Origin of the sequence: Streptomyces sp. NPDC102441, from assembly GCF_044765585.1 — a bacterium.
In the GTDB taxonomy this organism is placed as follows: Bacteria; Actinomycetota; Actinomycetes; order Streptomycetales; family Streptomycetaceae; genus Streptomyces.
The window spans coordinates 252,452-271,675 of sequence record NZ_JBIWKH010000013.1; the positions used below are offsets into that span (position 1 = coordinate 252,452).

Sequence of the window (19,224 nt, forward strand, 5' to 3'; positions counted from 1 at the left end):
TCACGCGGCCGTGACCGTCCATTTGGCGGGAGGGGGCCGGGGCGGGGATAGTCCCTTGGTGACTTCCGCCGCCTCCTCCCCCTCCCCCGCCCTCCGCTCCCTGCCGGCAGGCCGCAATTTCGGTCTGCTGACCGCCGCCGCGATCATCACGAGCCTGGGCACCAACGGCGCGCTGATCGCGGCGGCTTTCGCGGTTCTGGAGTCGGGCGGTGACGGCGGCGACGTCGGTCTGGTCGCCGCCGCGCGCACGGCGCCGCTGGTGCTCTTCCTGCTGATCGGCGGCGCGGTGGCGGACCGGCTGCCGCGTCACCGGGTGATGGTGGCCGCGAACACACTCAACTGTCTCTCGCAGGCAGCTTTCGCCTGGCTGGTGCTGACCGGCGGAGCCGAGCTCTGGCACATGATGCTGCTGACCGCGCTCTGCGGCACCGGGCAGGCCTTCTTCGGCCCGGCGGCCGAGGGCATGCTCATGTCCAGCGTCAGTGGTGAACAGGCCGCCCGCGCCTTCGCCTTCTTCCGGATGTCGATGCACGGCGCGGCCATCGGCGGCGCGGCACTCGGCGGCGCCATGATCGCGGCCATGGACCCGGGCTGGGTGCTGGCGGTCGACGCTGCGGCGTTCGCCGTCGCCGGTGTGCTCCGGGCCTTCCTGGACGTGAGCCACATCCCCGCGCGCGCACCGGGCGGCGGACTGCTCGCCGATCTCCGGGACGGTTGGCAGGAGGTCGTCGGGCGCCCCTGGCTCTGGGCCGTCGTGCTGCAGTTCTCCGTGGTCGTGGCCGTCGTCGGGGCCGCCGAGGCGGTGTACGGGCCGCTGGTGGCGCGGGACGAGCTCGGAGGCGCCCGGCCCTGGGGGTTCGCTCTCGCGGCGTTCGGCGTCGGCACGCTGGGCGGGGCGCTGCTGATGATGCGGTGGAAACCCCGGCGGCTGCTGCTGGCCGGGACGCTCTGCGTGTTCCCCCTGGCCCTGCCGTCCGCGGGGCTCGCGATCCCGCTGCCGGTGGCGGGCCTCTGCGCGGTGATGTTCGTGACCGGGGTCTCCATCGAGGTGTTCGGGGTCTCCTGGATGACGGCCCTTCACCAGGAGATCCCGGAGGAGAAGCTGTCCCGGGTCGCGGCGTACGACTGGTTCGGCTCGGTCGCGATGGTGCCGCTGGCCACGGCGGCGGCCGGCCCGGTGGAGACGCTCGTCGGCCGCAGCGAGGCGCTGTGGGGATGCGCCGCGCTGATCGTACTGGTGACGGCGGGCGTGCTTTTCGTCCCGGACGTACGGAATCTGACGCGCCGCAGTGGGGTGAAGCAGATCAGCGTCCCGGAACCGTCCCGGGAGTCAGCCGATGCTGAAGGCGCCGTCAGGGGGCTCGGGTGAGGCGACGGCCTCACTGTCCCGCACCGGCTTCGCACCCCGCATGAAGCGGGCGAGCGCCGCACCGTGCTCGACCCTCGCGGGGAACGCGTCGGCGGCGCACAGCCGGGTGAGCGGCCCGACGTCGAGGGGCGCACGGGAGGCGAGCAGCACGGCGTTACCGAAGCGCCGGCCGCGCAGCACGGCCGGCTCGGCGATCAGAGCGAGCTCGTCGAAAACGTCGGCGAAGTTCGCCAGCTGCGACCGCAGGAAGGTGAAGGGGGCGCTGTCGGCCAGGTTGGCGGCGTAGACGCCGTCCGGCCGCAGGAGCCGTCCGGCGGCTCGCGCGTACTCCACGGAAGTGAGGTGCGCGGGCACGCGGGCACCGCCGAAGACATCGGCGATCAGGAGGTCCGCGGAACCCTCCGGTGCCTCCTCGAGCCAGCCCCGGGCATCGGAGCCGTGCACGGTGACACCGGCCCCCTCGGGCAGCGGCAGATGCTCGAGGACCAGATCGACGAGCCCTTGGTCCGCCTCGGCCACGTCCTGCCGCGAGCCGGGGCGGGTGGCCGCGACGTAGCGCGGCAGCGTGAGCGCGCCGCCGCCGAGGTGCACCACGTCCAGCGGCGTTCCGTTCGCGTCGGCCCGGTCCACGACATGGCCGAGCCGTCTTACGTACTCGAATTCGAGGTGTTCCGGCTCGTCGAGGTCGACGTACGACTGCGGGGCGCCGTCGACCGTGAGCAGCCAGGCCCGGTCCCGGTCGACGTCGGGCAGCAGCCTGGCGGTGCCGCAGTCGGTGTCGCGGATGACGGGTATCGGTTCGTTCACGCCCCCATTGTGACGGGCGCCGGACACCCTCCCCGCCGGGTCAGCCGTTCCACACCTCGGCGACGGCTTCGGTGTGGGCGGCGGACTGGGCGAGGCCGGCTCTGGCTGCCGCGGCCCTCCGTGCGGGGTCCAGGGAGTTGCGGCCGATGGCCTTCCGCGTGCCCGCGTCCGGGGTGATCACCTCGACGCGGGCGCCGGCGGCCTCCAGTTCGGCGGCCTGCGCGCGGGGCGAGACGATCACCTTGTTGCCACTGGCGGTGGGCGCGATCACGACGACGCGTCCGTAGCCGGAGGCGAGCTGGGCGTTGGCCGGGGAGTGCACGCCCCCGTCGATCCAGTACCCGCCTCCCGCGCTGACCACGGGCCAGACCACGGGGACCGCGCAGCTCGCGGTGACGGCGTCGACGAGCGGGACCTCGCCCGTCCTGTCGAAGGTGTGCAGCGCGCCGGAGGACGCGTCCACGGCGGTGATCAGCAGCTGCCGTCCGGGCCATTCGGGCGACGCGAGCCGGCTCGCGATCATCTCGCGCCGTTCGGCCGCGGTCGCCCCGGGCCGGCTGTCCCGGGCCAGGGCGCCGAGCTTGCGCCCGTACTCCTCGGGCGTACGGGACGAAAGCACTGCTCTCGCGTACCGCAGGACGGTGACGGGACCCAGCCGGCCCACCGCCCCCTTCTCGTTCTCCGGGTCGGCGAGCTGCCGCTCGTAGAGGTCGCCGACGGCGACGAGGCCGGAGGCGAGCTGCGCACCGACGATGGCCCCCGCCGAACTGCCGACGATCAGATCGGCGGTGGAGAGGTCGACGCCCGCCTTGGCGAGGCCGTGCAGGATGCCGGTTTCCCAGGCGGTGCCGGTGACGCCTCCGGCACCCAGTACGAGAGCTGTGTCTGCCATGGCACCCAGTCTGGGGCACGGCACGCGGCCCGCCTCCCCGGGGGTGGGGAGACGGGCCGCGCCGAGCCGTCAGAGCAGACCGGTGACCGTACCGGCGCCGACCGTGCGACCGCCCTCGCGGATCGCGAAGCCGAGGCCGGACTCCAGCGGGACGTCACGGCCGAGCTCGACGGTCATGGTGACCGTGTCGCCGGGCCGCGCCACCGCCGCCTCGCCGAGGTCGACATCCCCGACGACGTCCGCCGTACGGATGTAGAACTGCGGCCGGTATCCCGTGGTGACCGGCGTGGTCCGGCCTCCTTCCCGAGCCGACAGGACGTACACCTGCGCGGTGAACCGCCGGCTCGGGCTGACGCTCCCTGGCGCCGCCACCACATGACCGCGGCGTACCCGGTCGCGCTCGACCCCGCGCAGCAGCAGCGCGACGTTGTCGCCGGCCTCCGCGGACTCCATCGGCTTCCCGAAGGTCTCCAGGCCGGTGACGACGGTCTCGACGTCCGCGCCGAGAACCGACACCCGGTCCCCGACGCGCACCGTGCCGCGCTCCACGGCTCCGGTGACGACGGTGCCGCGGCCGGTGATGGTGAGCACGTTCTCCACGGACAGGAGGAACGGCGCGTCGGTGTAGCGCACCGGCATCGGTACGTACGTGTCGACGGCGTCCAGCAGCCCCTCGACGGACGCCGTCCAGCGTGGGTCCCCCTGGAGCGCGCCGAGCCCGGACACCCGTACGACGGGGACGGTGTCCCCGCCGTAACCGTGCGCGGAGAGCAGCTCGCGGACCTCGAGCTCGACCAGGTCGGTGAGCTCGGGGTCGCCGATGTCGGCCTTGTTGAGCGCGACGACGATGTGGTCGACGCCGACCTGACGGGCCAGCAGGACGTGCTCCGCGGTCTGCGGCATGATGCCGTCGAGCGCGGAGACGACGAGGATCGCCCCGTCGAGCTGCGCCGCTCCGGTGACCATGTTCTTGATGTAGTCGGCGTGTCCGGGCATGTCGACGTGCGCGTAGTGCCGGGTGTCCGTCTCGTACTCGACGTGCGCGATGTTGATGGTGATGCCGCGCTGCGCCTCCTCGGGGGCCCGGTCGATCCGGTCGAACGGCACGAAGGTGCCGGTGCCGCGGTCGCTGAGCACCTTGGTGATGGCGGCGGTCAGAGTGGTCTTGCCGTGGTCGACGTGGCCCATGGTGCCGATGTTGAGGTGCGGCTTGGTGCGCACGTATGCCGTCTTGGGCATGGCTCGTTCCTTGGTTTTCGAAGCTGAGAGAAGAAGACCCCAGGGCCCTGCCGACCCTCCCCTTGCGGGGTCCGCCGGACTGTCGGGGGAGGGTCAGCTTCGGGCGCCGCCGAAGGGCGCTGCGGCAGCGGCGAACGCTGCGTCGGTTGCTGCCGCGACTGCTGCGGTGCCTGCTGCCGCGAGGCTCACGGCAGCCTTCGGCGCGTCCGCGACTGCGGACTGCGCTGCGAGGAAGGCGTACCGGAACATGCCCTGATCATGGCGGAGCGGTGGCACGACGTCGAATGATTTTCACGCTGCCCGAACCCGCCGAACGTGGACGAGGACGCCCTACCGCGACATGGCGGACTCGTTGCGGGAGTTCGCGGACGAGGGTGTGGGGACGGCCGGCCTGTCGACGCTGCTGGCCGGCGCCGAGACCGCCGCAACCCGGATCGCGTTCAAGCGGATCCTGAAGGAGATGGCGGAGGCGGCCGTCTCGGAGATCGTCGCCCTCACGGAGCCAGCGGTGGCCGCGATCGAGAACATCGTCGCCGACCTGGCGATACAGACCGCGCTGAACGTCACCGGCGTCCAGGACGGTTACGACGCCGGCCGGACGAAGCAGGCGGGCAAGGACGGCCTCCGGATCAACTCGGCCGGCGGCCGCGCCCGTTCAGCCGTCGTACCGCCAGACACCGCATGGGCGCGGATGTCCTCGTCACCTCGGTGGACTTCCGGGGTCCGCGCGGCGACCGACTGCGGCCTGCCGCACCGCGGAGAACGGGTGTTCCGTGTTCCGGAGCGCTCCGGGGCCACCGCCCGGAGGGACCGGGGTGCGTGACGAGTGACTCGTCGTCCGCCGCCCGCACGTTACGGCGATCACACACCTGTTTCAGTTACGCTCCCCAGATGTTCGACCCCGTCCCCGCAACACGGCCCTCCGGCGGCCTCGCAGTGCGCTGCACGAGGGCGCTCCTGTCCCCCTGGTCCCGGCTCTCCCTGCTCGTGGCGGTCCTGCTGGCCGCCGCGACCACCATGCTGCTGTTCGAACCACAGCGGCTCCTGGCGTCCGGCTGGCCACATCAACTCACGGGTTCCGGCGCGGCGATGCTGTTCGGGCTCGCGTACGGCGTGTGCACCGTGGCCTTCGTGCCGCGTCCGTTGCTCAACCTGGCCGCCGGGGCGCTGTTCGGTGCCCAGGCCGGACTCGCGGCGGCGCTGGCCGGAACCGTCCTCGGGGCAGGCGTCTCCTTCCTGCTCGGCCGGGTGCTGGGTCAGGACGCGCTCCGGACGCTGCTGCGGGGCAAGTACCTGAAGGCGGCGGACGGGCTGCTGAGCCGGCACGGGTTCAGGTCCATGCTGGCGCTGCGGCTCTTCCCCGGGGTGCCCTTCGCCGCGGCCAACTACTGCGCGGCGACCTCCCGTATGGGCTATCCGCCGTTCCTGCTGGCCACCGGGCTCGGCTCGATCCCGAACACGGCCGCGTACGTCATCGCGGGCAGCTCGGCCTCCTCCCCCACGTCACCGGTGTTCCTGGCCGCGATGGGCTTCATCGTGCTGTCCGGGGCGGGTGCGGCGCTCGTGGCCTGGCGCAGGCGGCACAAGCTGGGCGGCACGGCCGGTGCGCCGGCGCCCGGGGCGGGCGACGCGGCGTAGCCAGGGGCAGGCGGGAGTCTGTTCACCTGTAGGCGATACGCTGCGCGCAACCGACAGAGGATGTCCGGGGCCATGACGTCCCGTCCCCTTTTTCTGACCGCATTCGCACGCCGCCGACGGCCCTCGCGTCCGTCGGCCGTTGCATGAGTACCTCCGGGATGGCCTAAGCCCCATGAGCTGGTTCGAATCATTCGTCCTGGGCCTCGTTCAGGGACTGACCGAGTTCCTGCCGATCTCTTCCAGCGCGCATCTGCGGCTGACCGCGGCCTTCGCGGGCTGGCACGACCCGGGAGCCGCGTTCACCGCGATCACGCAGATCGGCACGGAGGCCGCGGTCCTCATCTACTTCCGCAAGGACATCGTCCGGATCGTCTCGGCCTGGTTCCGGTCACTTACCGACTCTGCGATGCGAAGCAACCACGACGCCCAGATGGGGTGGCTGGTCATCATCGGATCCATCCCCATCGGTGTGCTCGGCGTGACGTTCAAGGACCAGATCGAGGGCCCGTTCCGCGACCTGCGCCTGATCGCGACGACGCTGATCGTGCTGGGCGTCGTCCTCGGCATCGCGGACCGGCTCGCGGCCCGCGACGAGACCGGTGGCAAGCACCGGGCGATCAAGGAACGCAAGTCCCTCAAGGAGCTGGGTGTCAGGGACGGCCTGATCTTCGGCTTCTGCCAGGCGATGGCCCTGGTCCCGGGCGTCTCCCGCTCGGGTGCGACGATCAGCGGTGGTCTGCTCATGGGTTACACCCGTGAGGCCGCTGCCCGCTACTCCTTCCTGCTGGCGATTCCCGCGGTACTGGCGTCGGGCGTCTTCGAGCTGAAGGACGCGGGCGAGGGGCACGTCTCCTGGGCACCGACGATCTTCGCGACGATCATCGCGTTCGTGGTCGGCTACGCGGTCATCGCGTGGTTCATGAAGTTCATCACGACGAAGAGCTTCATGCCGTTCGTCATCTACCGCATCGTTCTGGGCGTCGTGCTGTTCGTCCTGATCGCAGCCGGTGAGCTGAGCCCTCACGCGGGTGAGTCCGCCGGCTGAGCACGATGCCCGCCCAGTCTCCCGTCGCTGACTGTGGATGCCTGGGCCGGGGTGCCCGGCCCGTGGGCTCAGCGGCGGAGCGCACGGCGGGTCAGGCGGGAGCGAGCGGTCTTCTCGCTGACTCCCAGCGCCTTGGCGACGGTGTCCCATCGGGGCCCGTCGGCGGTGTCGATGCGAAACGCGACGTCGGTCGTCACGAGCTGGGTGAGGCGTTCCAGGGCAGCGGCGGCGCGGAGGGCGGCCAGAGGCTCGTCCGCGGCCAGCGTGGTGAGGCGTGCCTCCACCTGGTCGAGGAGGGCGGTGAGCTCGACGGGTACCGGAACGGTCCGTGACGTCACGTCCGCGATGTGCGTCTCCCAGTCGGCTTCCGGTCCGCCGGTATCGGCCAGGTAGGGGCGTCGGCGCTCCACGGCGTCCCAGTCGATCGGGTAGGTGGTGGTGGCACGCCAGCCGCACGAGCACACGCCGCGGAGCTCGGCCGCGGACGGTGCCCCGAGGGTTCCGTCGTAGACCCACCAGTCGGTGCTCCGGTGCACCGACGGACCGCTCCCGGCGTCGAAGTACACCGGACCCGGCTCGGTGCCGTCGGCGAGCAGGACACCGGGCCGGCCCTCGTGCTCGCTGCCGAACTCCTCGGACTCCCACATGACAGACCTCTTCCCCACCGGCCGGACACCGATGACACAGGGAGAGCCGGCTCGGTGGCGGTGCGTCCCCGCCACCTACGAAAGCCCGGCGCTCGACCACGAGCTTGCACGAGTGCAGGCGAGCAAGGTGGGTGAGTACCCGAACCGGTGAACCCGGCCACAGACCGCGTCCGCGCGGCGCGGGTCCGGGCCGTCGGTCATTTCACCGATGACGTGGGGACGCGGAGGCGGGAGGTTGAGGCATGGTCACGGCCGCCGGAGCCACGCGGCAGCCGTGCACCTGCCGCCCCCGCTCCCACATCACGGAGGACCCCATGTCCCTGCCCCGTACAGCCGGCGCCGCGCTCCTGGCCCTCGCTCTCGCCTCGGTGACCATGTCCACGGCGGCAGCCGCCCCGGAGGCCGCGGGTGTGAACTACGTGGCCCTCGGGGACTCGTACGCCTCCGGTACCGGCGCCGGCAGCTACTCCGACATCGCGTGCACACGGAGCCGCAACGCCTACCCGGCCCTCTGGGCCGATGCCAACGAGCCGGCGTCGTTCGTCTTCGCCGCCTGCGGCGGCGCCAAGATCCCCGATGTGCTCAGCGACCAGGTGAGCGAACTGGACGAGGACACCACTCTGGTGAGCCTGAGCATCGGCGGCAACGACTCCGGGTTCGCGTCGACCATGCTCAGCTGCCAGTACTCCACGCAGTCGGCCTGCGAGCGGGCCCTGGCGACGGCCGGCGAGTACGTCGTGAACGAGCTGCCGGGCGAACTGGACAGCCTCTACGCGACCGTCCGGGCCCGGGCGCCCCACGCCGAGGTCGTGATCATCGGATACCCGCATCTCTACAAGGAGGGCGGCCTCTGCCTCGGCGGGCTGAGTTCCGCCAAGCGCACGGCCGTCAACCAGGGTTCGGATCTGCTCGACGAGACGATCGCGGGCCGTGCGGAAGCGGCCGGCTTCGCGTTCGCCGACGGCCGGTCCGCCTTCGCCGGGCACGAGATCTGCACGAGCGACGCATGGATCAGCAGCTCGAACGTCCACCCGACGGCCGAGGGCCATGAGTCCGCGTATCTGCCGGCCTTCAGCGCCGCCGTGCCGGGGAACTGAGCTCAGTCATATCGCGACGGTACGAAACATCTGTTTCCCGGGTGTCACGCCGGACGATCAAGCGTGGTTACGTCCGCCGCACAGTCGCCCGCGGACGCCGGTGAGGCCCCCGTCCGCGTCAAGGAGCCACGCACGGCCCCTTGGCGTGCGGCGCGCGACGACCGAGACTTGGCCGATGACACAGCGCGTGGCTCTCGCGACGGTGATGGACCGGCTCTCCATCGATGCAGTGATCACCGATTACGCCGTGGCGTGGGGGGACGGCGCCTGGGAGGACTACGGCGCCCTGTTCACTCCGGACGGACGCGCCGACTACCGCGGCGCGGGCGGATCCGAAGGGCCGGCCGCCGAGGCCCGGCGGTGGCTGGCGGACAGCCTGCGGCTCCTACCCGCCCGCCAGCACCTGATCGTCAACAGACGCCTGGATCTCCAGGACCTGGGCGGCTACCCGGGGGACCGGGCGCAGGTGCGGGCCGACTACCTCAGTCCGACGGGCCCGGTGGCCTGGGACGGGGAGTCCGCTCCGGCCCTGGTCACCGGCGGCAGATACGACTTCGAGCTGCTGCGTACGGAACCGGGCTGGCGGATCCGTACCGTCACGGCGCACCGGACGTGGCGGTACGCGCCCGAGGCGGCGGCCGGCTGACCCACGGCCGGCGGGGGCGCAAGCCCCCGGTGGCCGCGGCACGCCCCCTGTGCGCAGCTGATCTTCTGCACCACACTGGGATCAGGCGCACGACCGGCGAGGAGGGCATGCATGCCGATGCGGCGCGGGCGGCTTCCCGAAAGTCCGGCCGGTGAGGACGGTGCACGTCGTTACGAGCGGCTGCTCCGCTCCCGTACCGGGCGGGGCGCCGCGGCGCTCTGTGCGGGGGCCCTGCCCGCTCTGGCGTTTCCCGCGCCGTCGCTCTCGTGGTTCGCGTACATCGCCCTGGTGCCCTGGCTGCTGCTGATCCGGTCGGCGGACACAGGGCGCCGTGCGGCGGTCGACGGCTGGCTCGGCGGTACGGGTTTCATGCTCGCCGTCCACCACTGGCTGATGCCGAGCCTCCATGTGTTCATCCTGGCGCTCGCGGCCCTGCTGGGACTGCTGTGGGCCCCCTGGGGGCTGCTCGTGTCCCGGCTTCTCGGTGGCTCACCGTCGGTCCGGCGTTCCGCGACTGCTGTGGCCGTGGTGCCCTCCGGTTGGCTGATGATCGAGCTGGTCCGCTCCTGGGAGGGGCTCGGCGGCCCCTGGGGTCTGCTGGGCGCCAGCCAGTGGGACGTCCCGCCGGCGCTGCGCCTCGCCTCGGTGGGGGGTGTGTGGCTGGTCAGTCTGGGCGTCGTGGCCGTGAACACGGCGGTCGTGGTGCTGCTCGCCGTGCCGGCGGCCCGCAAAGCCGGGGCCGCGTGCCTGGTTGCGGGTGCGCTGGGCGTGGGCGCGACAGCGCTGTGGGCGCCGCGTCCCGAGGAGACCGGCACGGCCCGGATCGCCGTCGTGCAGCCAGGTGTCGTCGACGGCCCCGGCAGTATCGAACGCCGCTTCACGCGCGGCGAGGAACTGACCCGTGACCTGGCGGGCCGTGACGTCGACCTGGTGGTGTGGGGCGAGAGCAGTGTGGCCGTCGATCTTTCCCGGAGCCCGGAGGCGGCGGACCGCGTCGCCGCACTTTCGCGTCTTGTCGGGGCCGATGTGCTGGTCAACATGGATGCCCGGCGCACGGACGGCCCTGACCGCACCGGGATCTTCAAGTCCGCGGTGCTGGTGGGCCCGGACGGCCCGACCGGGGACCGATACGACAAGATGCGCCTGGTGCCGTTCGGCGAGTACGTCCCGGCCCGCGCGCTGCTCGGCTGGGCGACCTCGGTGGGCAAGGCCGCGGGTGAGGACCGGCTGCGCGGCAGCGCGCCCGTGGTGATGGACCTTCCCGACGGGCTGCGGCTGGGCCCTCTGGTCTGCTTCGAGTCGGCGTTCCCCGACATGAGCCGGCAGCTGACGAAGGACGGGGCACAGCTGCTCGTCGCCCAGTCGTCCACCTCGACGTTCCAGCACAGCTGGGCCCCCGAGCAGCACGCCTCGCTGGCGGCGCTGCGGGCGGCCGAGACGGGCCGCCCGATGGTGCACGCCACTCTCACGGGTGTGAGCGCGGTGTACGGACCGCGGGGCGAACGCGCCGGCGCACCGCTCGGTACGGATGCGAGCGAGGCCACCGTGTACGACGTACCGCTCGCCCGGGGCACCACCCTCTACGTCCGGCTGGGCGCCTGGCCCGTGTACGGCGCCCTGGCGGTGCTGGCCGTCTTCCTCGGTGCGTCGGGGCTGCGGTCCCTCAGGACGCCTGCTCCGACGCGTCCTGGACCACCCGCTCGCACAGCCTGTGGGTCTCCAGAGCGTCCCGGGCACTGAGCACCTCGCCGGACCGCACCGCGTCCAGGAAGGACAGCACACTCTGTTCGATTCCGCGCTGGCGGGCGACCGGCACCCAGTCGCCGCGCCGCCGCAGGGTCGGCTGGCCCTTGTGGTCGACGACGTCCGAGAGGTTCAGGACCTGGCGTTTGCTGTCCTGCCCCGAGACCTCGAGGATCTCCTCGGTCGATCCGTTGAGCCGGTTCATCATGCCGATGGCGGTGAATCCGTCGCCGGACAGCTGGAGCACCACATGGTGCATCAGCCCGTCCGCGATCCGTGCCCGCACAACGACGTTCGACACGGGTCCGGGGGCCAGGAAGCGCAGGGTGTCGACGACATGGATGAAGTCGTCCAGCACCATGGTGCGCGGGTCCTCGGGCAGACCCACCCGGTTCTTCTGCAGGAGGATCAACTCGCGCGGGTGCTCGGCGCACTGCGCGTACGACGGGGCGAGCCTGCGGTTGAAACCGACTGCGAGAGAGACACCGCGCTCCTCGGCCAGGGACACCAGCCGCTCGGACTCGGCGAGTTCGTACGAGAGGGGCTTGTCGACGTAGGTGGGGACGCCCGCTTCGAGCAGCCGCCCGGCGATCTCAGCGTGCGCGGCGGTCGGCGCGTGCACGAAGGCTGCGTCCAGGCCTTGGTCCAGCAGCGTGCCGAGATCCTCATGACACTGCCGCGCGGGGATCCGGTGGGCACCGGCGACGGCCGCCAGCGTGGCCGGGGTGCGGGTCTGCAGATGCAGTTCGACGCCGGGCAGAGTCGTCAGTACCGGCAGATACGCCTTCTGCGCGATGTCGCCGAGCCCGATACAGCCGACCTTCACGAGGTTCTCCCTGTCGCCTTGGCCAGGGCCCTGTCACGGTCGCGCCGTCTGTCCTTCCCTGGTCCCGGCAGCATACGTGCGCTGCGGCGGCTGCCAGTCGCAGATCCCGTCGAACGTACGCAGGACCAGCCCCGGGCCGAGACGGGAGACCGCGGCCATCAGCCCGTTCCTGAGGGCGACGGCCGGCGCACCGGACAGTCCTGTCATCCGGGAGACCTTCGCCGCCTTGCGGACCATGGCTGTCGTACGGGGGTGCCTGGCCGCGCTGTAGGCTGCCAGGCCCGCGCCCAGGTCACCGTCCGGAGTGACGTGATGGGCGAGCACGACGGCGTCCTCGATGGCCTGGTTACCGCCCTGGCCGAGGAAGGGCACCATGGCGTGCGCGGAGTCGCCGACGAGCACGGTGCGGCCCCGGTGGAAGGACGGCAGCGGGTCGGCCAGGTGGTACACGTCGTGGCGCAGGACCTGGTCCGGTTCGACGGCGTCGATGATCGCGGGGATCGGGTCGTGCCAGTCGCCGTACCGTCGCAGCAGCTCCGCCTTCTCGTCGTCGGCGGCCCGGGCTCCGGCCGGGACGGCGGCCGCGGCGTAGGCGTAGATCCCGCCGTCCTTCAGCGGGTGACTGCCCCAGAGCGCGCCGCGGCCCCAGGTCTCGTGCGAGCTGAAGGTGTGGCCGGTCCCGGGGGCGAGGACCCGCCAGGTGGTGAATCCGCTGTACGAGGGGCCGGGGTGACGTGGGAACAGCTCGGTGCGCACGGACGAGCCGATGCCGTCGGCACCGATCACCAGATCGGCCTCGATGTCACCGGAGGCCGTCCTGACGAGGGCCGGGCGTCCACCCACACGTCCCGGATCCACGAGTCGCGCGGGAGTGCCGGTGCCCACGGCGTCCTCGGGGAGCCGTGTCCGGAGCAGGTCGACGAGCGCAGAGCGGTGCAGCAGGACGAGCGGCCCGCCGAACCGTTCGGCCGCGGCGGCGCTGTCCGTGCGGGCGAGCCAGCGCCCGGACGGTGTGCGCATGCCGCCGTCCCCCTGCCAGGCGGCGAGGGATCTGACCTCGTCGCCGAGGCCGATGACGTCGAGGGCGCGCTGCGAGTTGGGGGCGAGGCTGATGCCCGCGCCGACGGGTTCGAGTGAGGCGGCACGCTCGATCACGGTGACCTGCCACCCGCTCCGGTGCAGCGCCGCCGCCGCGGTGAGTCCGCCGATTCCGCTGCCGATGACCACGGCCCGGGACGTCGTCATGACTGACACCTCCTTGGAACTACACCTGTAGTGGATGGACTCCACGGTACTACAGATGTAGTGGCGGCGGTAGATTGGTTCCATGCCCACACGTTCCACGCCCGCGCGGACCACCGAAGCCGACGGCACCCCGCCCGCCCGGCCCGCACCCTCACGCGCCGAACTGATCGCCGACGCCGCTCTGGCTCTTCTCGCCGAGCGCGGAATGCGCGGCCTCACCCACAGGGCCGTGGACGAGCAGGCGGGACTCCCCCAGGGTTCGACGTCCAACCACGCCCGCACCCGGCAGGCCCTGCTGGAAGCCGCCGTTCGCCGGCTCGCCGAACTGGAGGCACGGGTGCTCGCGCCCGGGGAACTGCTCACGAGCGGCGATCCGGCCCAGGCCGCCGCAGGGCTGGCCCACGCGCTGCACCGCTATCTGACCGGCTCCACCGAACTCCTCGTCTGCCGCTACGAACTCGCCCTGGAGGCCACCCGGCGCCCGGACCTCCGGGCGTTCTACGACGACGCGGGCCGGCGGTTCCGCGAACCGCTTGTGGCACTCATGACCGCGGCGGGATCGGCCGAACCCGAGCGCCACGCACTGTCCGTCGTGGCCTGGGCCGAGGGAATGATGTTCGCGTGCGCCGTGGGTTCCTACCATCGGGCGGTGCCGACCGAGGAGGAGCTGCGCACGGGCTGCGCCGAGCTGCTGCGGGGGATGCTCGGCGCGGAGGCCGGTTAAGCGTTGGCGTCACGGATCATCACTGCGCGAGGATGCCCACCATGACGACACAGGAACGTTCCGAGCCGGACCTCGACGCAGCCGAACGACAGATGCTGGAGGGCTGGCTCGACTACCACCGCGCGACCCTGGCCATGAAGTGCGAGGGGCTGACCGGCGCCCAGCTGCGGGAGGCGTCCGTACCCCCGTCGGAGTTCACCCTGCTCGGCCTCGTACGGCACCTGGCCGAGAACGAACGCGGCTGGTTCCGCGAGGTGCTGGCCGGCGAGGACCTGCCGCCGATCTACGGGACGGACGAGGACCCGGACGGGGAGTTCCATGTCACCGAGGCGGACACCTGGGACGAGGCGAGGACCACCTGGCTGGCGGAGATCGAAGCGGCCCGGACGAACGCCGCGAAGGTGGAGCTCGACGGTCTCTCCGTCGGCACGGGCAAGCGGGGCACGCCCTTCAGCCTCCGCTGGATCTACACGCACATGATCGAGGAGTACGCCCGGCACAACGGCCACGCCGACCTCGTGCGCGAACGGATCGACGGTGCGACCGGCGCGTGACCGGCCCGGGCGGAGTGCGCTGCGAACCTGCCGGCGTCACTCCCCCGCCGCGCTCCCCCGCATGCGCTGCTCCAAGCGCCCGATGGCGGCACGGATCCCTCCGCCGTACCCGTCGTCCTCCAGCACCCCCACGGCGTCCCAGGCCCGGTCCAGATGGGCCCTGGCGGGCTCGAAGCGCTGCAGCTTCAGATAGTCCGCAGCCAGATTCAGATGCAGCGAGGGGACGAGAGCCCGCACGGCGGTCGCGTCCCGGTGCTCACCGGCCGGGTCCGTGTCCGCCGCACCGGTCAGCCCTTCCGCGGCCGTCAGCGCCCGGAGGTCCCAGGCCAGCTCGTCCCCGGGATCGTCCTGGGCGTCGGCCATGTAATGGGCGAGGGTGCAGCGGTGCAGGGCGGCGCCGCGCTCGCCGATCTCCGACCAGATGATCCGGAAGCGGTTGCGGGCCTCCGCCCTGTCCCCGGCGTGGAGCAGCATGATCGCCTGTCCGATCCTGGTCATGACGGCGTTCCCCGGCACTTCCCGCTGCTCCACTACAGAGGTCTCCCTGATCACCGCCCGGCCTGTTCCGGTCGCTCAGACGCTAGCCGCAGTAACCGGCGATGGCGCTCAGGCGCGGGCCCCGGCGGTCGGCCGGGTCGTCCCGAGGCCCAGGTCCGGGATCCGCCAGTCGACGGGCTCGTGGCCCTGTGCCGCGACGGCCTCGTTGATCTGGGTGAAGGGGCGGGAGCCGAACCACTTCTTGGCGGAGAGCGGCGAGGGGTGCGCTCCCTTGACCACCACATGGCGGTCCTGGTCGATCAGCGGGATCTTCTTCTGGGCGTAGTTGCCCCAGAGGACGAAGACGGCCGGGTCGGGCCGCTCGGCCACCGCGCGGATCACCGCGTCGGTCACCTTCTCCCAGCCCTTGGCCTTGTGCGAATTCGCCTCGCCGCCGCGGACCGTCAGCACCGCGTTGAGCAACAGGACGCCCTGCTCGGCCCACGGCATCAGATATCCGTTGTCCGGGACCGGCAGGCCGAGCTCGTCGTTCATCTCCTTGTAGATGTTGCGCAGCGAAGGGGGCGTCCTCACACCCGGCCGGACCGAGAAGCACAGGCCGTGGCCCTGGCCCTCACCGTGATACGGGTCCTGGCCGAGGACGAGCACCTTCACCCGGTCGTACGGCGTGGCCTCCAGCGCGGCGAAGACCTCCTCGCGCGGCGGATACACCGGCCCCCTGGCCCGCTCCTCCTCGACGAAGTCCATGAGCTCCTTGAAGTAGGGCTTCTGCAGCTCTTCGCCGAGGACGCCGCGCCAGGACTCGGGCAGCAGGTCGGTGTCGGTCACGTCCACAACCTCCGGTAAGCAATCGGTTCTTGAGTACAGAACCTACCGGGGCCCACTGACAACGAACCCGGCGAGCCCGCCGTCGCACTCCTACCAGCTGGCCTTGCGGTACAGCTCCCACATCTGCATGACCGTCTGCGGGTCGAGCGCTCGCTCGCCGCCGCCGATGTCCTCACCCGCGGCCACATAGAGCTTGCCCTGCCACAGAGGCAGCAGCCGCACATCCTTGACGAGGATCGACTGGGCCCGCTTGAACTGCTCGGAGACCGCACCGCGGTCGCTCTCCTTACGGGAGGACGGCAGCAGGTCCTGGGTGATCTCGTCACTCAGATACGGGGTGCCGGTCACGCTGTCCTGGCCGACGAAGGGAGCCACGAAGTTGTCCGGGTCCGGGAAGTCGGGGAACCAGCCACGTCCGAAGACCGGGTAGTCGCCCTTGGTGAAGCCTTCCTGGAAGGACTTCCACGGCGCACTCCTGAGCGTGATCTTGAACAGACCGGACGCCTCGAGCTGGCGCTTCAGCTCGGCGAACTCGGGAGCGGTGGAGGAACCGTAGCGGTCCGTGGTGTACCAGAAGGTCATCTCGACCGGCTCGGTGATCCCCGCCTGGGAGAGTATCGCCCTGGCCTCGGCGACATCCGGATCGCCATAAGTGTCGAAGAAGCTGGTGGCATGTCCGGCGACGCCCTTCGGGACCATGGAGTAGAGAGGTTCCGCGGTGCCCCGGTAGACCTTGGCGACGAGGGCGTCGCGGTCCACCACCTGAGCGATGGCCCGCCGGACGGGGAGCTTCCCCGCGGCCGGGTCCTTGGGGTTGAAGACGAGGAAGCGGATGTCGGCGCCGACCGACTCCACGATCTGCAGACCGTTGTTGTCCTTCTGGTCGTCCTCGAGACCGATGACCTCCTCGGCGGTCAGGCCGCGGAAGGTGGCGTCGATCTCCTTCTTCTTCAGCGCCTCGACCATGAGGGCGGAGTCGTCGAAGTAGCGGATCGTGACCGCGTCGTTCTTCCGGTCGGCGAACCCCTTGTAACCGGTGTTCTTGGTCAGCTCCGCCTGCTTGCCCTGCTCGTACGAATCCATGACGTACGGCCCCGAACCGGTGACCTTGCCGTCGTCGCGGATGCTGTCCGCCGGGTAGTCACCGGGGGCCACGAGTGACATGGCGGGAGTGGCCAGGATGAACGGGAAGGTCGCGTCCGCCCTGCTGAGATGGAAGATGACCGTGTCGTCCCCCTTGGTCTCCACCCGGTCGAGAGAACCGAGGAGACCGGCCGGACCACTCTTGACCTTGATCTTCTTGATCCGGTCGATGGAGTACTTCACGGCCTCGGCGTCGATCTTCTCGCCGTTGGAGAACTTCAGACCCGAACGCAGGGTGCACCGGTAGGCCATGCTCGTGGCGTCGGTGAACTTGCATTCCTCCGCCGCGTCCGGCTCAGGGCTGGTGCTGCCCGTCGGGAAGCTGACCAGGGTCTGGAAGACGTTCCTCATCAGCTCCCAGGAGCCGTCCCACGCCGCCGCGGGATCAAGGGTCGAGGGCGAGCTCGTCGTTCCGACCGATATCCGCTGGTCCGTCTCCGAACCGCTGTCGGACAGCAGACCGCAGCCGGCCAACAGAGAAAGGGAAGCAAGGGCTGCAGCGGCCTGCAGACTGGCCCGGTAGAACACGTGCACGCTCCTCGATCAGCCTTGGGGTCGGCAGACCATACCGCAGCGCCCCACCGGAGCAATCCGCTGACCCGGCAGGGCACTTGAGGCAACCAGGGCCAAACTGGCGCAGCCCTCTCTCAGGCCACGCCCGCATTGAGGAAAATACCGCCGTCGACCACGAGAGTCTGTCCCGTGACCCAGTCGGACTGCTCGGACGTGAGGAACGCCGCCGCCCCTCCGATGTCCTGCGGGACACCGAGCCGGCCCAGCGGGTAGGCCGCCGCCGCCTCGGCCTCACGGCCCTCGTACAGCGCCTCGGCGAACTTGGTCTTCACCACGGCGGGGGCGATCGCGTTGACCCGCACGACCGGCGCGAACTCGTGCGCCAGCTGGAGGGTCAGGTTGACCATGGCGGCCTTGCTCATGCCGTAGGCGCCGATGAACGGTGACGCGGAAACACCCGCGACGGAGGCGATGTTGACGATCGCCCCGCCGTTCTCCCGCTGCCACGCCTTCCAGGTCTGCTGGGCGAACCCGAGCGCCGAGATCACATTGGTCTCGTAGACCTTGCGGGCGACGTTGAGGTCGAGCTCGGCCATCGGCCCGAAGACGGGGTTCGTACCGGCGTTGTTGACCAGGTAGTCGACCCGGCCGAACGCCTCCATGGTCCGCTCCACGGCCGCGGCCTGGTGTGCCTCGTCGTGAGCCTTGCCGGCGATGCCGACCGCCCGGTCGGCGCCGAGCTTCTCGACGGCCTCCTTCAGGGCGTCCTCACCACGGCCCGTGATGACGACCCGGTCACCCCGGGCGACGAACGCCTCGGCGATGCCGTAGCCGATGCCCCGGCTCGCGCCCGTGATGAGCGCGACCTTGCCACTGTCCTGCACAGTCATGTTGTCCGTTGCCCTTCCGGGGTCAGTTGAGCGGTCCGCCGGCGACGTACATGACCTGTCCGGAGACGAAGCCCGCGTCCTCGCCGGTGAAGAAGGCGATGGCGTTGGCGATGTCCTCGGGGCGCCCCACTCGCTGCACCGGGATCTGCGTCGCGGCGGCGGCCTGGAACTCCTCGAAGCCCATGCCGACCCGCGCCGCCGTCTGAGCGGTCATCTCGGTGACGATGAAGCCGGGGGCGACGGCGTTGGCGGTCACGCCGAACTTGCCGAGCTCCTTGGCGAGCGTCTTGGTGAAGCCCTGGAGGCCGGCCTTGACGGCGGAGTAGTTGGCCTGACCGCGGTTGCCCAGCGCCGAGGAGGACGAGAGCGAGACGATGCGGCCGAACTTGGCCTCCACCATGTGCGACTGGACGGCCTTGGCCATCAGGAACGCGCCCTTGAGATGGACGTTCATCACGAGGTCCCAGTCGGACTCGCTCATCTTGAAGAGCAGGTTGTCGCGGAGCACGCCCGCGTTGTTGACGAGGATCGTCGGGGCGCCCAGCTCGGCGGCCACGCGTGCGACGGCGGCCTCCACCTGTGCGCTGTCCGACACATCGCAGCCGACGGCGAGGGCCTTGCCCCCGGCGGCGGTGATCTTCTCGACCGTGTCCTTGCACGCCGCCTCGTCGAGGTCGAGTACGGCGACGGCGCGGCCCTCGGCCGCCAGGCGCACGGCGGTGGCGGCGCCGATGCCCCGTGCCGCTCCCGTCACGATGGCGACGCGCTGCTCGGTGGTGGACATGCTTGGTTCTCCTCGCCCTTGGATCGCGGCTCAGCGGACGTCAGGAAGTTCCCGATAACTGAGCAACCGCTTAGTACCTTCAGCAGACGAGACGCT

At 71.0% G+C, this 19,224-nt stretch carries 21 protein-coding genes; 9 read left to right on the top strand and 12 right to left on the bottom strand.

The window, feature by feature from the left end:
• Positions 1-58: 58 nt before the first annotated feature.
• Positions 59-1,369: an MFS transporter gene (locus ACIREO_RS27740; protein ID WP_404114965.1), complete on the top strand. Its 1,311-nt coding sequence runs from the start codon at positions 59-61 to the stop codon at positions 1,367-1,369.
• Here the strand turns inward: ACIREO_RS27740 and ACIREO_RS27745 are convergent.
• From ACIREO_RS27745 to ACIREO_RS27760, 4 genes are all read right to left on the bottom strand, one after another.
• Positions 1,331-2,176: a spermidine synthase gene (locus tag ACIREO_RS27745; protein ID WP_404114967.1), complete on the bottom strand. Its 846-nt coding sequence runs from the start codon at positions 2,174-2,176 to the stop codon at positions 1,331-1,333. The genes ACIREO_RS27740 and ACIREO_RS27745 overlap by 39 nt on opposite strands.
• A 40-nt stretch (positions 2,177-2,216) precedes the next feature.
• A complete protein-coding gene (locus ACIREO_RS27750) occupies positions 2,217-3,068 on the bottom strand; it encodes a patatin-like phospholipase family protein (RefSeq protein WP_404114969.1) in 852 nt (283 codons plus the stop codon).
• Between the two features lie 69 nt (positions 3,069-3,137).
• The gene (gene tuf, locus ACIREO_RS27755) at positions 3,138-4,307 is read right to left on the bottom strand and encodes an elongation factor Tu (RefSeq protein WP_404114972.1); all 1,170 of its coding nucleotides are present in this window, start codon (positions 4,305-4,307) and stop codon (positions 3,138-3,140) included.
• Between the two features lie 93 nt (positions 4,308-4,400).
• Positions 4,401-4,556, bottom strand: coding sequence for a hypothetical protein (locus tag ACIREO_RS27760; protein ID WP_404114974.1), 156 nt, complete (start codon positions 4,554-4,556; stop codon positions 4,401-4,403).
• Between the two features lie 91 nt (positions 4,557-4,647).
• Between ACIREO_RS27760 and ACIREO_RS27765 the strand changes: the two genes are divergently transcribed.
• From ACIREO_RS27765 to ACIREO_RS27775, 3 genes are all read left to right on the top strand, one after another.
• Positions 4,648-5,130 (top strand): hypothetical protein, encoded by a 483-nt coding sequence (locus tag ACIREO_RS27765; protein ID WP_404114976.1) that lies wholly within the window; start codon positions 4,648-4,650, stop codon positions 5,128-5,130.
• 68 nt (positions 5,131-5,198) lie between these two features.
• Positions 5,199-5,945: a TVP38/TMEM64 family protein gene (locus ACIREO_RS27770; RefSeq protein ID WP_404114978.1), complete on the top strand. Its 747-nt coding sequence runs from the start codon at positions 5,199-5,201 to the stop codon at positions 5,943-5,945.
• Between the two features lie 172 nt (positions 5,946-6,117).
• Complete coding sequence (locus tag ACIREO_RS27775) at positions 6,118-6,990, top strand: undecaprenyl-diphosphate phosphatase (protein WP_404114980.1); 873 nt, start codon at positions 6,118-6,120, stop codon at positions 6,988-6,990.
• A gap of 68 nt (positions 6,991-7,058) precedes the next feature.
• Here ACIREO_RS27775 and ACIREO_RS27780 read toward each other — a convergent pair whose 3' ends face one another.
• Positions 7,059-7,637, bottom strand: a complete 579-nt coding sequence (locus ACIREO_RS27780; RefSeq protein ID WP_404114983.1) for a hypothetical protein — start codon at positions 7,635-7,637, stop codon at positions 7,059-7,061.
• A 314-nt stretch (positions 7,638-7,951) separates the two neighbouring features.
• On the opposite strand from ACIREO_RS27780, the gene ACIREO_RS27785 reads away from it, so the two are divergent.
• The 3 genes from ACIREO_RS27785 (at position 7,952) to lnt (ending at position 11,120) form a co-directional block, all read left to right on the top strand.
• Positions 7,952-8,734 carry an SGNH/GDSL hydrolase family protein gene (locus tag ACIREO_RS27785; protein ID WP_404114985.1) on the top strand — a complete coding sequence of 261 codons (783 nt, stop codon included), beginning with the start codon at positions 7,952-7,954 and terminating at the stop codon, positions 8,732-8,734.
• A 175-nt stretch (positions 8,735-8,909) separates the two neighbouring features.
• Positions 8,910-9,380, top strand: a complete 471-nt coding sequence (locus tag ACIREO_RS27790) for a nuclear transport factor 2 family protein (RefSeq protein WP_404114988.1) — start codon at positions 8,910-8,912, stop codon at positions 9,378-9,380.
• Between the two features lie 111 nt (positions 9,381-9,491).
• Positions 9,492-11,120 (top strand): apolipoprotein N-acyltransferase, encoded by a 1,629-nt coding sequence (gene lnt / locus ACIREO_RS27795; protein WP_404114990.1) that lies wholly within the window; start codon positions 9,492-9,494, stop codon positions 11,118-11,120.
• On the opposite strand, the gene ACIREO_RS27800 is transcribed toward lnt, so the two are convergent.
• Positions 11,044-11,949: a Gfo/Idh/MocA family protein gene (locus tag ACIREO_RS27800; RefSeq protein ID WP_404114992.1), complete on the bottom strand. Its 906-nt coding sequence runs from the start codon at positions 11,947-11,949 to the stop codon at positions 11,044-11,046. The genes lnt and ACIREO_RS27800 overlap by 77 nt on opposite strands.
• A gap of 33 nt (positions 11,950-11,982) precedes the next feature.
• Positions 11,983-13,194, bottom strand: a complete 1,212-nt coding sequence (locus tag ACIREO_RS27805) for an FAD-dependent monooxygenase (protein WP_404114994.1) — start codon at positions 13,192-13,194, stop codon at positions 11,983-11,985.
• 82 nt (positions 13,195-13,276) lie between these two features.
• On the opposite strand from ACIREO_RS27805, the gene ACIREO_RS27810 reads away from it, so the two are divergent.
• Together ACIREO_RS27810 and ACIREO_RS27815 are read left to right on the top strand one after the other, a co-directional pair.
• Entirely contained in the window at positions 13,277-13,918 is a 642-nt protein-coding gene (locus tag ACIREO_RS27810) for a TetR/AcrR family transcriptional regulator (protein WP_404114997.1), read from the top strand.
• Positions 13,919-13,959: 41 nt separating this feature from the next.
• Positions 13,960-14,472 (top strand): DinB family protein, encoded by a 513-nt coding sequence (locus ACIREO_RS27815; RefSeq protein ID WP_404114999.1) that lies wholly within the window; start codon positions 13,960-13,962, stop codon positions 14,470-14,472.
• Positions 14,473-14,508: 36 nt separating this feature from the next.
• On the opposite strand, the gene ACIREO_RS27820 is transcribed toward ACIREO_RS27815, so the two are convergent.
• The 5 genes from ACIREO_RS27820 to fabG all read right to left on the bottom strand — a co-directional run bounded on the left by ACIREO_RS27820 (position 14,509) and on the right by fabG (position 19,128).
• On the bottom strand, positions 14,509-15,003 hold the full coding sequence (locus ACIREO_RS27820) for a hypothetical protein (RefSeq protein WP_404115001.1): 495 nt from the start codon (positions 15,001-15,003) through the stop codon (positions 14,509-14,511).
• Between the two features lie 75 nt (positions 15,004-15,078).
• Positions 15,079-15,798, bottom strand: coding sequence for a uracil-DNA glycosylase (locus ACIREO_RS27825; protein WP_404115004.1), 720 nt, complete (start codon positions 15,796-15,798; stop codon positions 15,079-15,081).
• Positions 15,799-15,888: 90 nt separating this feature from the next.
• Positions 15,889-17,469 carry an ABC transporter substrate-binding protein gene (locus ACIREO_RS27830; RefSeq protein ID WP_404115007.1) on the bottom strand — a complete coding sequence of 527 codons (1,581 nt, stop codon included), beginning with the start codon at positions 17,467-17,469 and terminating at the stop codon, positions 15,889-15,891.
• 119 nt (positions 17,470-17,588) lie between these two features.
• On the bottom strand, positions 17,589-18,344 hold the full coding sequence (locus ACIREO_RS27835) for an SDR family oxidoreductase (protein WP_404115009.1): 756 nt from the start codon (positions 18,342-18,344) through the stop codon (positions 17,589-17,591).
• Positions 18,345-18,366: 22 nt separating this feature from the next.
• The gene (fabG, locus tag ACIREO_RS27840) at positions 18,367-19,128 is read right to left on the bottom strand and encodes a 3-oxoacyl-ACP reductase FabG (RefSeq protein WP_398970281.1); all 762 of its coding nucleotides are present in this window, start codon (positions 19,126-19,128) and stop codon (positions 18,367-18,369) included.
• Between the last annotated feature and the right edge of the window lie 96 nt (positions 19,129-19,224).

Excerpts from the sequence above, each read along its gene's own strand:
- ACIREO_RS27780 (WP_404114983.1), bottom strand. The coding sequence starts at position 7,637 with ATGTGGGAGTCCGAGGAGTTCGGCAGCGAGCACGAGGGCCGGCCCGGT.
- ACIREO_RS27785 (WP_404114985.1), top strand. The coding sequence starts at position 7,952 with ATGTCCCTGCCCCGTACAGCCGGCGCCGCGCTCCTGGCCCTCGCTCTC.
- ACIREO_RS27770 (WP_404114978.1), top strand. The coding sequence starts at position 5,199 with ATGTTCGACCCCGTCCCCGCAACACGGCCCTCCGGCGGCCTCGCAGTG.
- ACIREO_RS27760 (WP_404114974.1), bottom strand. The coding sequence starts at position 4,556 with ATGTTCCGGTACGCCTTCCTCGCAGCGCAGTCCGCAGTCGCGGACGCG.
- fabG (WP_398970281.1), bottom strand. The coding sequence starts at position 19,128 with ATGTCCACCACCGAGCAGCGCGTCGCCATCGTGACGGGAGCGGCACGG.
- ACIREO_RS27750 (WP_404114969.1), bottom strand. The coding sequence starts at position 3,068 with ATGGCAGACACAGCTCTCGTACTGGGTGCCGGAGGCGTCACCGGCACC.
- ACIREO_RS27805 (WP_404114994.1), bottom strand. The coding sequence starts at position 13,194 with ATGACGACGTCCCGGGCCGTGGTCATCGGCAGCGGAATCGGCGGACTC.
- ACIREO_RS27815 (WP_404114999.1), top strand. The coding sequence starts at position 13,960 with ATGACGACACAGGAACGTTCCGAGCCGGACCTCGACGCAGCCGAACGA.
- ACIREO_RS27835 (WP_404115009.1), bottom strand. The coding sequence starts at position 18,344 with ATGACTGTGCAGGACAGTGGCAAGGTCGCGCTCATCACGGGCGCGAGC.
- ACIREO_RS27790 (WP_404114988.1), top strand. The coding sequence starts at position 8,910 with ATGACACAGCGCGTGGCTCTCGCGACGGTGATGGACCGGCTCTCCATC.
- tuf (WP_404114972.1), bottom strand. The coding sequence starts at position 4,307 with ATGCCCAAGACGGCATACGTGCGCACCAAGCCGCACCTCAACATCGGC.
- lnt (WP_404114990.1), top strand. The coding sequence starts at position 9,492 with ATGCCGATGCGGCGCGGGCGGCTTCCCGAAAGTCCGGCCGGTGAGGAC.
- ACIREO_RS27765 (WP_404114976.1), top strand. The coding sequence starts at position 4,648 with ATGGCGGACTCGTTGCGGGAGTTCGCGGACGAGGGTGTGGGGACGGCC.
- ACIREO_RS27775 (WP_404114980.1), top strand. The coding sequence starts at position 6,118 with ATGAGCTGGTTCGAATCATTCGTCCTGGGCCTCGTTCAGGGACTGACC.
- ACIREO_RS27810 (WP_404114997.1), top strand. The coding sequence starts at position 13,277 with ATGCCCACACGTTCCACGCCCGCGCGGACCACCGAAGCCGACGGCACC.